This is a genomic window from Gammaproteobacteria bacterium, from assembly GCA_016705365.1.
Taxonomy (GTDB): Bacteria; Pseudomonadota; Gammaproteobacteria; order Pseudomonadales; family UBA5518; genus UBA5518.
Window position 1 is genome coordinate 134,007 of record JADIYI010000002.1, and the last position, 14,248, is coordinate 148,254.

Annotated in this window: 12 protein-coding genes; 7 read left to right on the forward strand and 5 right to left on the reverse strand. The window is 63.5% G+C overall.

Features of this window, described 5'->3' with window-relative positions:
* Window positions 1-102: 102 nt before the first annotated feature.
* A complete protein-coding gene (gene tal / locus IPF49_00815; GenBank protein ID MBK6286184.1) occupies window positions 103-1,065 on the reverse strand; it encodes a transaldolase in 963 nt (320 codons plus the stop codon).
* A 17-nt stretch (window positions 1,066-1,082) separates the two neighbouring features.
* Window positions 1,083-2,489, reverse strand: coding sequence for a succinylglutamate desuccinylase/aspartoacylase family protein (locus tag IPF49_00820; GenBank protein MBK6286185.1), 1,407 nt, complete (start codon window positions 2,487-2,489; stop codon window positions 1,083-1,085).
* Between the two features lie 91 nt (window positions 2,490-2,580).
* Between IPF49_00820 and IPF49_00825 the strand changes: the two genes are divergently transcribed.
* On the forward strand, window positions 2,581-2,736 hold the full coding sequence (locus IPF49_00825) for a hypothetical protein (protein ID MBK6286186.1): 156 nt from the start codon (window positions 2,581-2,583) through the stop codon (window positions 2,734-2,736).
* Between the two features lie 37 nt (window positions 2,737-2,773).
* On the opposite strand, the gene IPF49_00830 is transcribed toward IPF49_00825, so the two are convergent.
* A complete protein-coding gene (locus tag IPF49_00830) occupies window positions 2,774-3,463 on the reverse strand; it encodes an NrdJb (GenBank protein ID MBK6286187.1) in 690 nt (229 codons plus the stop codon).
* A 12-nt stretch (window positions 3,464-3,475) separates the two neighbouring features.
* Window positions 3,476-5,635 carry an adenosylcobalamin-dependent ribonucleoside-diphosphate reductase gene (locus IPF49_00835; GenBank protein MBK6286188.1) on the reverse strand — a complete coding sequence of 720 codons (2,160 nt, stop codon included), beginning with the start codon at window positions 5,633-5,635 and terminating at the stop codon, window positions 3,476-3,478.
* 333 nt (window positions 5,636-5,968) lie between these two features.
* Here IPF49_00835 and IPF49_00840 point away from each other — a divergent pair, with 333 nt between their 5' ends.
* Together IPF49_00840 and IPF49_00845 are read left to right on the forward strand one after the other, a co-directional pair.
* Window positions 5,969-6,724: an endonuclease/exonuclease/phosphatase family protein gene (locus tag IPF49_00840; protein ID MBK6286189.1), complete on the forward strand. Its 756-nt coding sequence runs from the start codon at window positions 5,969-5,971 to the stop codon at window positions 6,722-6,724.
* A gap of 74 nt (window positions 6,725-6,798) precedes the next feature.
* Window positions 6,799-7,521, forward strand: a complete 723-nt coding sequence (locus IPF49_00845; protein MBK6286190.1) for a glutathione S-transferase N-terminal domain-containing protein — start codon at window positions 6,799-6,801, stop codon at window positions 7,519-7,521.
* On the opposite strand, the gene IPF49_00850 is transcribed toward IPF49_00845, so the two are convergent.
* Entirely contained in the window at window positions 7,515-10,574 is a 3,060-nt protein-coding gene (locus tag IPF49_00850; GenBank protein ID MBK6286191.1) for an error-prone DNA polymerase, read from the reverse strand. The genes IPF49_00845 and IPF49_00850 overlap by 7 nt on opposite strands.
* A gap of 218 nt (window positions 10,575-10,792) precedes the next feature.
* Between IPF49_00850 and IPF49_00855 the strand changes: the two genes are divergently transcribed.
* The 4 genes from IPF49_00855 (at window position 10,793) to IPF49_00870 (ending at window position 14,224) form a co-directional block, all read left to right on the forward strand.
* Window positions 10,793-11,431, forward strand: coding sequence for a hypothetical protein (locus tag IPF49_00855; GenBank protein ID MBK6286192.1), 639 nt, complete (start codon window positions 10,793-10,795; stop codon window positions 11,429-11,431).
* 82 nt (window positions 11,432-11,513) lie between these two features.
* Window positions 11,514-12,473, forward strand: coding sequence for a DUF808 domain-containing protein (locus IPF49_00860; protein MBK6286193.1), 960 nt, complete (start codon window positions 11,514-11,516; stop codon window positions 12,471-12,473).
* 35 nt (window positions 12,474-12,508) lie between these two features.
* Window positions 12,509-13,363, forward strand: coding sequence for an SDR family oxidoreductase (locus IPF49_00865; GenBank protein MBK6286194.1), 855 nt, complete (start codon window positions 12,509-12,511; stop codon window positions 13,361-13,363).
* Window positions 13,364-13,450: 87 nt separating this feature from the next.
* Window positions 13,451-14,224, forward strand: a complete 774-nt coding sequence (locus tag IPF49_00870) for a hypothetical protein (protein ID MBK6286195.1) — start codon at window positions 13,451-13,453, stop codon at window positions 14,222-14,224.
* Window positions 14,225-14,248 lie beyond the last annotated feature (24 nt).

The following is a 14,248-nucleotide window of genomic DNA, read 5'->3' on the forward strand; positions in this document are numbered from 1 at the left end:
GATTCCCGTGTGCGAACCCACCCGCGACATGATGAGCGAGGAGAGCGCCAGGTCGATGCGTCGGTCAGGTGTCGTGCACGATGCCCGGGCAACTCAGCATAATCAGGCGCTGCTGCGTGCGTGCAGAAACGCTTGCAGCGCGAGCGTGTCATCGGCAAATTTGCGGATTCCTTCGGCAAGCTTTTCGGTGGCCATGGCATCCTCGTTGAGCTGCCAGCGAAACGCGCTTTCGTCGAGCGACAGCCGTGGCAGTGCCGTGGCGGCGGCGTTGGCCGGATCCAGCCGCCGCGGCAACTCCCCGTCCATGGCGGCGAGTTCCGCCATCAGCGCCGGCGCGATGGTCAGGAGGTCGCTTCCGGCCAGCGCGCGGATCTGTTCGACGTTGCGAAAACTCGCACCCATTACCTGGGTGGGATAGCCGTGTTTCTTGTAATAGTTGTATATCCGCGTGACGGAAACAACCCCGGGATCCTCGTGCGCGGGATAACTGTCGCGGCCTTCGTGCTTGCGGTACCAGTCGAAAATACGGCCCACGAACGGCGAAATCAGCGTCACGCCGGCGTCGGCGCAGGCCAGGGCCTGGCCGAAACCGAACAGCAGCGTCAGGTTGCAGCGGATTCCGTTGCGCTCCAGGCGTTGCGCGGCCCGGATGCCCTCCCAGGTGGCGGCGATCTTTATCAGCACCCGGGACGCGGGAATGCCGGCATCCTCATAGAGGCCGATCAAGCGCTCGGCGCGTTTGACGGTCGCGTCCTGGTCGAAGGAAAGCCGTGCGTCGACTTCGGTCGAGACGCGCCCCGGAATCAGCGCGAGTATTGCCGATCCGAAATTCACTGCCAGCCGGTCCATCGCGATGGACTCGCGTATCGCCGCGTCGCTGCCGGCGCGTGCGGCGTAATTCAGTGCCTCGTCGACATGCGACAGGTAGGCCGGCATCTGCGCCGCCTGCAGCAACAACGAGGGGTTGGTGGTGGCGTCCGTCGGACGCTGTACGGCAATCGATTCGATATCGCCGCTGTCCGCAACCACGGTCGTCATGCCGCGTAATTGTTCGAGCTGGTTCATCGTGCTTGCCCTTTCATTCAGGAATCCTCGAGACTGTCACGTGCATCGGGGTCGTATTCGATCTGCTCTCTTGGTAGCGGCGCTTGCGAGTCGGGTGACTGCTTTTCCGTCGCCTCCGGCTCATACAGATCCTCGGCGCGGGTCTCGATTCCGATATGGAATGCGGCGAAACCCGGTAGCACGACCTGGTTCACCGCGATGCCGATGAGCCGACCGTTATAGGGAGAAAGAATGTCGGCCCGCAGGTTGGTGATCGGATCGGTGACGCTGCCGAGCAGGTCACCTTTCTTGACACTCTCGCCAAGCTGCACCTTGCCGAACAGGATGCCGCCATCGTCGGCGCGGACCCAGCGCGACTGGTAATGCACCGGAACCGGGTTCCCCCAGACACGCAGTTTACGGTACATGCCGAGCTGGTCGATCAGGGCGAAGATCCCGCGCACACCGTGCTCCACTTCATCGGTTTGCAGACGCATCGGTTCTCCGGCTTCCAGCGTCACGCTCGGAATCCCGGCTTCGGTTGCGGCCCGACGCAGACTGCCGTTGGCGCCCGGGCTGTGCACGATCGCGATGGAAACAAAACTTTCGGCGAGCGTGACAACCTCGGGGTTGCGCAGATCGGCACGCAATTGCGGCAGGTTGGCGCGATAGAACGAACCGGTGTGCAGATCCACCAGCAGCGTGCAACTGCTGAGGATTTCACGGAAGAAGGAATCGGCTATGCGCGAGGCGGAGCTGCCACTCGGGTTGCCCGGAAAATGGCGGTTCAGGTCGCGCCGGTCGGGAAGATAGCGCGAGCCGCGCTTGAAGCCGAGCAGGTTGACGATCGGCACCCCGACCACGGTGCCCTTCAACTGTTTTGGATCGAGGTCGTAGAGTACGCGGCGGACCATCTCGATGCCGTTGAGTTCATCGCCGTGAACAGCGGCCGTGAGACACAGTACGGATCCGCTCCGGGTACCGTTTACCACCAGCACGGGTGTTGCCACCGCGATGCCGTCGAAAGACTCGTCGGGCTGCCAGGCAAGACGCGCCGCGGTACCGGGCTGCACCTCGGTGCCGAGCATCACGAACGGCGGTATGGATGGCTCGGCCAGTACCGCGACATTGATATCGTCGAGGGTCTCGATCGTTGCGTTCCGGGCTTCATCCGACTCGTGCTCGACCTGGCGATCGAATGCCTCGTCGAAATCGTCGAGCAACAGATCGCTCACGGGCTCGTCGAGATCGACATTGCGTGCCCGGCGGCGCGGAACCTCTGCTGTTCCGGGACTCGCGGGCGGCGGCTCCGCTTCTGCCGCGAGAGCCGTATCGGCGGCGTGCGAGACGGACGGAAACAGTATCGCGTACAGCGCCAGTACCAGACCGGCAAGGATGTGGCGGATGCAGCGTGTCACGATCTGGCGGGGAGCGGATGCGGGCATCAAGGGAATTTCGACTGGCGTGTGGACAACTGCGTATTGTAGGTGGCGCGTGTCGATTGGGCCAACATTTGCTGCCCGACGAATGGGTATCATGGGCGCGCCATGGCTGCGCGGACGAGTCGATGCGGGGTGGGGAATTTTGCCCACGCCTGGCGCACTGCCCGAGGAGGGCAGGCGCTATCGGCCGAGCGGCGAGTGGTGCCTCGACGACGGCGACTGGCTGCTCTGCAGGCTGCAATGGCAGTAGCGTCGTTGCGTGCTCCCTCCCGCATCGACCGGCAGGCTCAGCCGCACTTCGAATCGCCGCAGCTGAGGCAGGTCATGCAGCCATCCATCATGATCATGGCCTTGGTCATGCACTTGTTGCACAGCTGCGCGCCGGCCGGGTAGGGGTTGCGTTCCTCGGTTGCGGGCGGCGGTGTTGCCCTGGTTTCGAACTGGACGCGTTTTTCCTCGATATGGCGTTTCTGGTGCTCGCTGAGTTCCGGCGGTTGCAGCATGCCGATGTCGATCAGATGCTTCTCGATGCACTCGCCGATTTCCGCGACCAGTGAGGGCATGAAGCGCCCGCCGCGCTTGAAATAGCCTCCCTTGGGGTCGAATACCGCTTTCAGTTCCTCGACCAGAAAGGTGCAGTCACCGCCCTTGCGGAAGACGGCCGACAGCACCCGGGTCAGGGCGATGACCCACTGGAAATGGTCCATGTTCTTGGAGTTGATGAAAATCTCGTAGGGACGGCGCTGCTCGTGCGCGGTGCCCTCGTTCAGCACGATATCGTTGATCGTGATGTAGAGCGCGTGTTCCGACAGCGGCGTCTTGATCTTGTAGGTCGCACCGGGAAGCGTTTCCGGGCGCGAGACATTCTCGTTCATCTTCTCGATGGCGCGCTCGAGATCCTCGGCCACCGGAGGCTTCTCGGGTACGGCTTCCATCACCTTGTAGCCCACGATACGTTTTGCAATCTTGACCGACATGACGCGTACTCCTCAGAATTTGCCGTAATAACCTTCTTTCATGGCATCGTAGAGATTCGCGGCGCTGTGCAATTCGCCGTCGTACTCGACCTCCTCGTTGCCCTTCAGCTCGACCGTCGTGCCGTCCTCCAGCTTGAACTGGTAGATGGTTTTTTCCAGATCCTTGTCCTTGACCAGCACGCCCTGGAACGCCTCGGGGTTGAAGCGGAACGTGGTGCAACCTTTCAGCCCATTCTGGTAGGCGTAGAAATAGATGTCCTTGAAGTCCTCGAACGGGATATCCGTCGGCACATTGATGGTCTTCGATATCGAGGAGTCGATCCACTTCTGTGAAGCGGCCTGGATATCGACGTGCTGTTTCGGTGCGATGTCCTCGCTGGTGACGAAGTACTCGGGCAATTGTTCGTCCGGATCATTCGAATATGGCGTGGCGCGCGGATTGACCAGTTCCCGGTAGGCGAGCAGTTCATAGGAGAACACATCGATTTTCTCCTTGGATTTCTTGCCCTCGCGAATCACGTTGCGCGCGTACTGGTGCGCAAAGCTCGGCTCGATGCCATTGGAGGCGTTATTGGCGAGCGACAGCGAGATGGTGCCGGTGGGGGCGATCGATGAGTGGTGCGTGAAGCGGCAACCTTCCCTGGCCAGCGCCACCACCAGTTCCGGCTCGACCTCCGCGACGCGCTGCATGTAACGGCTGTAGCGGGCGTGCAGCACGCTGCCCTTGAGCCGGTCGCCGATCCTGTGTCCGTCGCGGGCCATTTCCGGGCGTTTTGCGAGCATTTCCGCAGTCACGGTGAATTCTTCGTCCATGATCGGCGCAGCGCCTTTTTCCCGCGCCAGCTCGAGGCCTGTCTTCCAGCCCGTCACCGCGAGTTCGCGCGATACACGTTCGGTGAATTCCACGCCCTCGGCGCTGCCGTACTTCATCTTCAGCATCGTGAGGGTCGAACCCAGTCCGAGAAAGCCCATGCCATGGCGGCGCTTGTGCTCGATTTCGTGGCGTTGCTGCTCGAGCGGCAACCCGCTCATCTCGACGACGTTGTCGAGCATGCGGGTGAATATTGCAACGACCTCGCGAAACGACTGCCAGTCAAAGCTCGCTTCCTCGCGAAACGGCGCATGCACGAAGCGGGTGAGATTGATCGATCCGAGCAGGCAACTGCCGTAAGGTGGCAAGGGCTGTTCGCCACAGGGATTGGTGGCACGAATATCCTCGCAGAACCAGTTGTTGTTCAACTCGTTGACCTTGTCGATCAGGATGAAACCCGGCTCTGCGAAGTCGTAGGTGGAGATCATGATGACATTCCACAGCTTGCGTGCCTTCACGGTCTTGTAGATACGGCACGCGACCAGGCCCTCGTCGTTCGCCACATAGCCCCGGCTATGGGGGAAGTGGCGCCACAGCACCTCCTCGGCGTTGTCGAAGTCGTATTCCCCGTCCTCGACTTCCTTGGCGGAGATCGGGAAGGACAACGGCCAGTCCTCGTCCCTGGCCACCGCCTGCATGAACTCCTCGGTCACCAGCAGCGAAAGGTTGAACTGGCGCAGACGGCCGTTCTCGCGCTTGGCGCGGATGAAGTCGACCACGTCGGGATGGCTGATATCGAAGGTGCCCATCTGGGCGCCGCGCCGGCCACCGGCCGAGGACACCGTGAAGCACATCTTGTCGAATATATCCATGAACGACAGCGGCCCGCTGGTATAGGCTCCCGCCCCGGAGACATAGGCGCCGCGCGGGCGCAGGGTCGAGAATTCGTAGCCGATGCCGCAACCGGCTTTCAGGGTGAGGCCAGCTTCGAGATTCTTCTCGAGAATACCGAGCATGGAGTCCTCGATGGTTCCGGACACCGTGCAGTTGATGGTCGATGTGGCGGGCTTGTGTTCCAGCGCGCCGGCATTGGAGGTGATGCGCCCGGCGGGAATCGCGCCGTTGCGCAAGGCCCACAGGAAACGCTCGTACCAGTGTTCGCGCTTGTCCTCGGTCTCGATTTCCGCGAGCGCTTTCGCGACCCGGCGGTAGGTGCCGTCGATGGTCTCGTCGATCGGGTTTCCGGCCTTGTCTTTCAGCCGGTACTTGCGATCCCAGATATCCTCGGAAGCCGGTTGCAGTGCGGCGCTGACGTCGGTTGTCTTGCTGGGCTTGCGAATTTTCAGTGCTTCGATGGACATGGATGCCTCGCTGGATTTATGACCCGGCATGGTGCGGGAGGGCATTTTTCGGATGCTGTTCAGGGAGAAAAGACGCCCGTTGGCCGGATGGCCTTGATTTGTAGGTCTTGGGGTGTCAAAACTCAAGATACAGTGTAATCGGGTGATCCCAAAACACAACATGTAGTGGCAAACTTTTTTCCGGGGCGCCTCTGGCAGACTCTTTGCTAGGCGCTTCGGAACCCTTTGCGGAGCCCGGGCTTGCCCGCCCGCGGCACTTTTGGCTAGCATCGCGCACCCGAGGCAGCGACAGGAGACCACGGTCATTCACCACGGAACAGGGCGGCCAGCGGTGTGAGCGCGAAGATCCGGGTCCTCACCTACAACATCCACAAGGGCTACCGTAGCGGCAACCGTCGCTTCGTGCTGGAATCGATGCGTACGCGGATCGCGGAAACCGGTGCCGACGTGGTATTCCTGCAGGAAATTCACGGACGAAAGTCCCGTGACGAGGGCGCCGACAAGCAGGCGTCCTACCCGGACCGGCCGCATTTCGAGTTCCTTGCCGACCAGTCCTGGCCGCACTACGCCTACGGGCGCAACGCGATCTATCGCAAGGGCGATCATGGCAACGCGATCCTCAGCAAGTTCCCGTTCGTGCGCTGGGAAAACATCAACGTGGCGCGGTTCCCGCGGGCCAGTCGCAGCATCCTGCATGGGGTGATCGAAGTCCCCGAGAGCGGGTTTCGCCTGCATACGCTGTGCGTGCACCTGGGCCTGTTCGAGCAGGAACGACGCGGGCAGTTGCAGGTGCTGAGCGAGCGCATCGAGTCGCATGTGCCGCGCGACGAGCCGCTGATCATCGCCGGCGATTTCAACGACTGGCGCCGGCGCGCCGAGCGCCATCTGCACGCCAGCCTCGGCGTCGACGAATTGTTCATGGAACTCGAGGGTGGCCACGCGCGCACTTTCCCGATCTGGCAACCGCTGTTCGCGGTGGACCGGATCTATTATCGCGGGGTGCAGCCGGTGTCGTGCCAGTGTCTCGGCAACGGGCCCTGGCGGGAGCTCTCGGATCATGCGGCACTGATGGGGGTATTCAGCCTCTGAAGCCCGGTTCCATGCGGCGCGTGTGCGTTCTATAGTCGGGATTCCGATCAACCTGCCAGAGGAACCTTTGGTTCATGCTCGATATTCATTACTGGCCGACACCGAACGGCAAGAAGGTCACGATCCTGCTCGAGGAATGCGGGCTCGAGTACCGCATCGTGCCCTGCGCCATCGGCAAGGGCGAGCAGTTCAGCCCGGAATTCCTGCGGATCAGCCCCAACAACCGGATGCCGGCACTGGTCGACCATGCTCCGGCCGGTGGTGGTGCGCCGATCTCGGTATTCGAATCCGGCGCGATGCTGATGTACATCGGCGAAAAAGCCGGGCAGTTCTTTCCGCAGGATCTCGCGGGCAGGTACGAGGTGGTGCAATGGGTGGTGTGGCAGATGGCCAACCAGGGGCCGAAATTCGGCGAGCGCGGTCATTTTCACCGTATCGGGGAGACCCGCGGCGACCAGTCCTATGCGCGGCGTCGCTTCGATGACGAGGCCAACCGCCTGTTCGGTGTGATGAACAACCGGCTCCACGAGCGGCGCTACCTCGCGGGCGATGACTACACGATCGCGGACATGGCCAGCTATCCGTGGAGTGTCGCCTACCAGAGTCACGGCCAGGACATGGGCGAGTTCCCGCACGTGCAGCGCTGGATCGACGAACTCGGTGCGCGCCCCGGCGTGCAGCGGGGCATGGACGCGGGCAAGGACCTGGCAGTCGATTACAGCAAGCTGTCGGACGCCGAAATCGAGAAGCTCACGGCGATGCTCTACAACCAGCGCGCGCGCCCTGTGCCTCAGTGAAAATCGCGCGAGCGCGTTGGCAATGCGCCCAGCACGGGGCTGTGATCGAGTATTTCGTCGGCGATCACGTGGATCACGCTGTCGCGGCTCTCGATGATACCCCTGACCAGCAGCAGCCGGCCTTTCAGCAGTGCCTGCCGGTAGCGCTCCTGGCGATCACGCCAGACCACGACATTGATGTTGCCGGTTTCATCCTCCAGCGTCAGGAACAGCACGCCGCTCGCGGTGCCCGGGCGTTGACGTCCGCTGACCAGCCCGGCGACACGCACCGTGGCTCCGCTGCTCACCGCCTGCAGCTCCCGGGCGCTGCGGCAGCGGGCAAATCTCGGGCGCAGCAGCGCCATCGGGTGCCGCCCCAGCGTTAGCCCGATGCTGCGGTAGTCCTCGCGGATATCCGCGCCCTCGCGCGGCGCCGGCAATTGCACCCCGTCATCGAGTTCGTCGCTGCCGAACAATGGTCGTTGCTCCTCCACGGCGCGGGTACGCCAGTGTGCCTGGTGGCGGTGTCCGGCAAGGCTTGCCAGCGCCCCGGCGCCGGCCAGGGTGTCGAGATCGCCGCGATCGAGCCGCGCGCGGCGCGCCAGGTCCTGCACGTCGGCGAACCGATGCAGGGCGCGTGCGCCAAGGATGCGTTCCGCGCCGGCCTGGCCGAAGCCACTGATCCGGTGCATGCCAAGACGGATTGCGGGGCCCTTTCCCTCCAGGCTCGACTCCCACCCGCTGCTCTGCACATCCACCGGCAGCACTGCCACGTCGTGACGGCGCACATCCTGCACCAGTTGCGATGCCGAGTAGAAACCCATCGGCTGGCTGTTCAGCAACGCACAGCAAAACGCCGCGGGATAGTGGCATTTCAGCCAGGCCGAGGCATAAGCGAGCAGCGCAAAGCTGGCCGAGTGCGATTCCGGGAAGCCGTAGTCGCCAAAGCCCTTCATCTGGTTGAACAGCCGCTCGGCGAACTCGCGGCTGTGGCCGCGGGCCAGCATGCCGTTGATGACCTTGTCCTCGAAGTGCAGCAGCGAACCGTTGCGTTTCCAGGCCGCCATCGCGCGCCGCAACTGGTCGGCCTCGCCGCCGGTGAAGCCGGCGGCGACCATCGCCAGCTTGATCACCTGCTCCTGGAAGATCGGCACGCCCAGCGTGCGCTCCAGCACCGACCTGACTGCCTCGTCGGGGTAGCTGACCGGCTCCAGCCCCTGGCGGCGTTTCAGGTAGGGATGCACCATATCGCCCTGGATCGGTCCCGGACGCACGATCGCCACCTCGATCACCAGGTCATAGAAGGTGCGCGGCTTGAGGCGTGGCAGCATCGCCATCTGGGCCCGTGATTCGACCTGGAACACGCCGACCGTGTCGGCCCGCGTGAGCATCGCGTAGGTGTCGGGGTCATCGGCGGGAATGCGGCTCATGTCGATATCCGTTGCGTGCGCATGGCGGATCAGTTCGAAGGAGCGCCGTATCGCGCTCAGCATGCCCAGCGCGAGGATATCGACCTTGAGCAGGCCGAGCGCCTCGATATCGTTCTTGTCCCACTGGATCACGGTGCGCTCGGGCATCGCGGCATTCTCGATCGGAACCATTGCCGACAGTGCTCCACGCGCGATCACGAAACCGCCCACATGCTGCGAGAGATGCCGCGGGAAGCCGAGGATCTCGTTCACCAGGCGCATGAAATGCGCCGCCAGATCGCTGGCGCCGGCCAGCTTTGCCTCCTCGAAACGACGCGACAGGTCGCTGTGGCGGTCCCACCACGACAGCGATCTGGCGAGCTGTTCCACGAACAGCGCATCGAAGCCGAGCGCCCTGCCCACATCGCGCACCGCACTGCGGGCGCGGTAGGTGATCAGGGTCGCGGCCAGCGCCGCGCGTTCGCGGGTGTATTTGCGGTAGATGTACTGGATCACCTCCTCGCGCCGCTCGTGCTCGAAATCCACGTCGATATCCGGTGGCTCGTTGCGCTCCTTCGAGATGAAACGCTCGAACAGCAGCGAGCTGCGCGCCGGATCGACCTCGGTGATGAACAGGCAGTAGCACACCGCGGAATTGGCGGCCGAGCCGCGCCCCTGGCAGAGAATGCCGGCGTTGCGCGCGAACTCCACGATGTCGTGCACGGTGAGGAAATAGCAGGCATAAGCCAGCTCGCCGATCAGCGCCAGCTCCTTCTCGAGCAGCGACTGCACGCTCTGTGGCACGCCCTGCGGCCAGCGTTTGCGGGCCCCGGCCAGGCTCAGCTCGCGCAGCCAGGCATCGGGCGTGGTGCCGGCGGGCACGACTTCCTCGGGATACTCGTAACGCAGTTCATCGAGCGAGAAATGACAGCGCCCGGCGATCACCACGCCCTGTTCCAGCAGCGCCTCCGGGTAGAGGCGGCGCAGGGCCTCCAGGGGGCGCAGGTGTTGTTCGGCATTGGGCGCGAGGCGGGTGCCGAGCTGTTGTACCGGCGTGTTGAGGCGGATCGCACACAGCAGATCGGCCAGCGGTTTGCGGCTGGCGACATGCATATGCACATTGCCGCAGGCCAGCATCGGAATATCGAGCTGACGGGCGATGCCGTGGAGTTGCAGGTAGCGCAACTGTTCATCACCATGCAACAGCATTGCCACGCCGAGCCACAGGCGTTGCGCGAAAAGCCTTCGCAGTGCTTCCCCCTGGCGCAACAGCTGTTCCGTTCCGGGCGCTGTCGCCGACCATATCACCAGGCAGTGGCGCGCGTTGAATTCGAAATCACGCAGGCTGAGGGCGTACTCACCCTTGGGACTGCGCCGGCGCGCCAGCGTGATCAGCGCCGAGAGCTCCGCATAGGCGCGCCGCTGTGGTGCGAGCAGCACCAGCGTCAATCCGTCATCGAGGCGGAACTCGCTGCCAATGATGAGCTGCAGGCCATGTTCGCGTGCCGCCACGTGGGCCTTGACCACCCCCGAAAGCGAGCATTCGTCGGTGATCGCGAGTGCGCGGTAACCAAGCTCCGCGGCACGTGCGACCAGTTCCTCGGGGTGCGAGGCGCCGCGCAGGAAGGTGAAATTGCTGAGGCAGTGGAGTTCGGCGTAGGGCATCGCCTGCGGACTTCGTCATGCTGTATGAATGTACAGTATAATAAAAAATGGATGCTGTGCCGAGCATTGCGCAAGTGTTTCGCCATGGTTATTCGATCGATGATCGGGCGCACGCGCGCGAATCCCCCCAATGCTGCCTTGTGACAAGGCGGCCCAACCGCTAGATTGCCCATGCCTGACAAGGCAAGCAGCCATGTCTCAACCAGGATGAAACAGCGATGAATAGCGAGCAACAAACCGCAGACGCCGGACCCGATGCTGCCGCATCCTCCACGATCAGCGTTGCAGCGACCGAATTCGACCGGCAACTGAAGCTGGGCTTCGCTCACCTGCTGCTGGCGGTTGCGCTGCTGTCGCTATGGGCGGCGGCCGATGTGTCGCAGGCGGTCACCGGACTGGCCCTGTCCAGCCTGCTGTCCACAGGCATGGCCATCGTCGCCGCGGTGGTGTTCACGACCCTGGTGCACGAGTGGTGCCATTTCCTCGGCGCGAAATTTTCCGGAGCCGCCTACACCGTGCCGGCCACCCTCGGCCTGTTCGTGTTCAATTTCGACTTCGCCAGGAACAGTCTCGCGCAGTTCTACAGCATGAGCCACGCGGGGCAGGCGGGAAGCTGGCTCGCGGTACTGCTGCTGTACCTCGCCGTGCCGATGGATACCGCCGGACGCGTGATGCTGGTGTGTGCCGCGATCGGCAGTGCGGTGTTCGCCGGACTGATCGAATGGCCCGTATTGCGGCGCACACGCCGCAGCGGAAATCCACTCCTGGAGCTTGCCCGGATCGATCGGGCGGGGCTCTATCGCAGCGCGCGAATCGCCTCCGCGCTGACGCTGCTGCTATGGCTTCTGGCAATCTGAACGCAGAGCCGGAACTGCACGCGGCGACGCGCAATGACACCGCGGATGCCTCGAGGCAGCGCGCCCTGACAAGGAACCGATGATGGCCGGAGCGAGCCTGCTGACATTGCTCGACGACATCGCCACCGTGCTCGATGATGTGGCATTGATGACCAAGGTCGCAGCCAGGAAAACCGCCGGCGTGCTCGGTGACGACCTGGCATTGAATGCGCAGCAGGTCGCCGGGGTACGTGCCGAGCGCGAACTGCCGGTGGTGTGGGCGGTTGCGCGCGGTTCGTTTCGCAACAAGCTGATCCTGGTGCCCGTCGCACTGCTGCTGAGCGTGTTTGCGCCGTTCGCGGTGACGCCGCTGTTGATGCTGGGCGGCGCCTACCTGTGTTACGAGGGTTTCGAGAAACTGGCGCATCGTTTTCTGCACGCGGCGAGCGAGGACGAGACGCAGCACCGTGAAGCCATCCGGGCGCTGGGCGATTCCGCGACCGACATGGTCGCCTTCGAGAAAGAGAAGATCCGTGGCGCGATCCGTACCGATTTCATCCTGTCGGCGGAAATCATCGTGATTGCGCTGGGAACGGTGCAAAGCGCGCCGCTGGCTACCCGTATCGCCGTGGTGAGCGGGATCGCGCTGCTGATGACGGTTGGCGTCTACGGCCTCGTTGCAGGCATCGTCAGGATGGATGACGCCGGCCAGCATTTGCTGCGCGATACCGCCGCGGGTATCCGGGGGAGCGTGAAGCGCGGCGCAGGATGGGTCTTGCTCGGACTGGCGCCGAAGCTGATGCGTTTCCTCGCGATTGCGGGCACTGCGGCGATGTTCCTGGTGGGAGGCAGCATCCTGGTGCATGGTTTCCCCGTGCTGCACGACTGGCCGCATATATTCCGGGATCTGCTCGCGACGGCGCCGCTGGCAGGCGGCGTGCTGGCCGCGTTCGCACCGATACTGCTCGACCTGCTGGTCGGGATCGCCGCGGGTGCGCTGGTGCTGTCCGGGGTGAGTGGTGTTGTGGCGCTTGGGCGAGCGCTGAGGATCTGTCCACACTGAGCAAGCGGCACAACCGGCCGCAGGGAGAATGCAACTTGAACGATGGTGCAATGACGGGCAAGACGGTGATGATCACCGGCGCCACCGGTGGTATCGGGCTGGCGAGCGCGATTGCCCTGGCGCGCGCGGGGGCGGCTCTGGTGCTGATCGGTCGCAGCGAGGCACGCGGTAACGAGGCGCTGGAGAAAATTCACCGCGCGAGCGGCAATGAGCGGCTCGATTTTCGGTGCGCGGATTTTTCCTCGCTTGCCGAGGTGCGCCGTGTGGCCGAAGTCTTTCTGTCCGCGAATCGACCGCTGCACGTGTTGCTGAACAATGCCGGCGTCATGAACACCCAGCACAAGCTGAGCGCTGATGGCTTCGAGGAGATGTTCGCGGTGAATTACCTGGCGCATTTCCTGCTCACCCGCTTGTTGCTGCCGTGTCTCGAGCGCAGTGCGCCGGCGCGCATCGTGCACGTGGCATCGAACGCGCACGCGTTTTGCAAGGGTATCAATTTCGATGACCTGTCGCACGGGAAGCGATTCTCGGCGTTTCCGGTATACGGTCATTCCAAGCTTGCGAACATGCTGTTTTCCAACGAGCTGTCGCGTCGTCTGCGCGGTACCGGGGTGAGTTCCAACGCGATGCATCCCGGCGCTGTGGCGACCGGAATCGGCACCAACAACGGCATCGCCGGACGCTTGGCTCCGCTGCTGCTGAAACCGTTTTTCCGCAGCCCCGAGAAGGGCGCCGCAACGGCGGTCTATCTGGCCTCCTCGGCGGAAGTCGAGGGCATCAGCGGCCAATATTTCTACGATTCGGCACCGCTCATTCCCAAGCCCTGGGCGCTGGATGTTGCTGCGGCGGGCAGGTTGTGGGCTGTGAGCGAGCACCTCACCGGCTGTTGAGGTGCATCGGGGAGGCCCCGGGTTTTCAGCATGCCGCGAGCGGGTTATCCTGCGGCCTCGTCATAACAACACGGACAGGATCGAAGCATGCGTTACCTGAGTGTCGAGGAAGGGCGCAAGGCGCCCGGATTGCGGTTGGTATTGACCCAGGGCGTACCGGGTCCATGGGGGGAATCGGCAAAAGCCATCTTCAAGATCAAGGGCCTCGCCTACCAGGCCGTGGCGCAGGAAGGCGGCGGTGAAAACACGCAATTACAGGAGTGGACTGGACAGGCCAGCGCTCCGGTCGCGGTCTACCAGGATGAACCGGCGCGTGGCGATTCCATCGATATCCTGTTCCTGGCCGAGCGCCTGGCGCCGGAGCCGGCGCTGATTCCCCAGGACATGCAGCAGCGGGTGACGATGTTCGGTCTGGCGCGCGAAATCATCGGACGCCGCGGCCTGGGCTGGTCGCGGCGCATCATGATGCTGGCGCCCCTGATGCAGCAGGCGGACCCGCCCGAATCGATACGGCGCCTGGCGCAGCGTTACGGCTGTCGCGAGCAGCTGCTGAACACCGCACCGTTCGAGGCCGCGCGAATCCTCGATCATCTGGCGGCCACTCTGGCACGCCAGAGCCAGCGCGGCAGCCGCTATTTCGTCGGTGATGCGCTGAGTGCGGTCGATATCTACTGGGCCTGCTTTTCCGTCATGCTCAACCCGCTGCCGGCGGAACACTGCCCGATGCCGGACTGGCTGCGCGCCAATTATGCCGACATCGGCCCGGTGGTTGCAGCGTCGCTGGTGCCCGCGCTGCTGGCTCACCGCGATTTCGTGTTTGCCGAGCACATCGGGTTGCCGCTCGATTTCCTGCCGCAGTGAGGCGCGGTTTTACTCCGTGATCGG

Excerpts from the sequence above, each read along its gene's own strand:
- IPF49_00845 (MBK6286190.1), top strand. The coding sequence starts at position 6,799 with ATGCTCGATATTCATTACTGGCCGACACCGAACGGCAAGAAGGTCACG.
- IPF49_00830 (MBK6286187.1), bottom strand. The coding sequence starts at position 3,463 with ATGTCGGTCAAGATTGCAAAACGTATCGTGGGCTACAAGGTGATGGAA.
- IPF49_00850 (MBK6286191.1), bottom strand. The coding sequence starts at position 10,574 with ATGCCCTACGCCGAACTCCACTGCCTCAGCAATTTCACCTTCCTGCGC.
- tal (MBK6286184.1), bottom strand. The coding sequence starts at position 1,065 with ATGAACCAGCTCGAACAATTACGCGGCATGACGACCGTGGTTGCGGAC.
- IPF49_00855 (MBK6286192.1), top strand. The coding sequence starts at position 10,793 with ATGAATAGCGAGCAACAAACCGCAGACGCCGGACCCGATGCTGCCGCA.
- IPF49_00820 (MBK6286185.1), bottom strand. The coding sequence starts at position 2,489 with ATGCCCGCATCCGCTCCCCGCCAGATCGTGACACGCTGCATCCGCCAC.
- IPF49_00835 (MBK6286188.1), bottom strand. The coding sequence starts at position 5,635 with ATGTCCATCGAAGCACTGAAAATTCGCAAGCCCAGCAAGACAACCGAC.
- IPF49_00825 (MBK6286186.1), top strand. The coding sequence starts at position 2,581 with ATGGGCGCGCCATGGCTGCGCGGACGAGTCGATGCGGGGTGGGGAATT.
- IPF49_00860 (MBK6286193.1), top strand. The coding sequence starts at position 11,514 with ATGGCCGGAGCGAGCCTGCTGACATTGCTCGACGACATCGCCACCGTG.
- IPF49_00870 (MBK6286195.1), top strand. The coding sequence starts at position 13,451 with ATGCGTTACCTGAGTGTCGAGGAAGGGCGCAAGGCGCCCGGATTGCGG.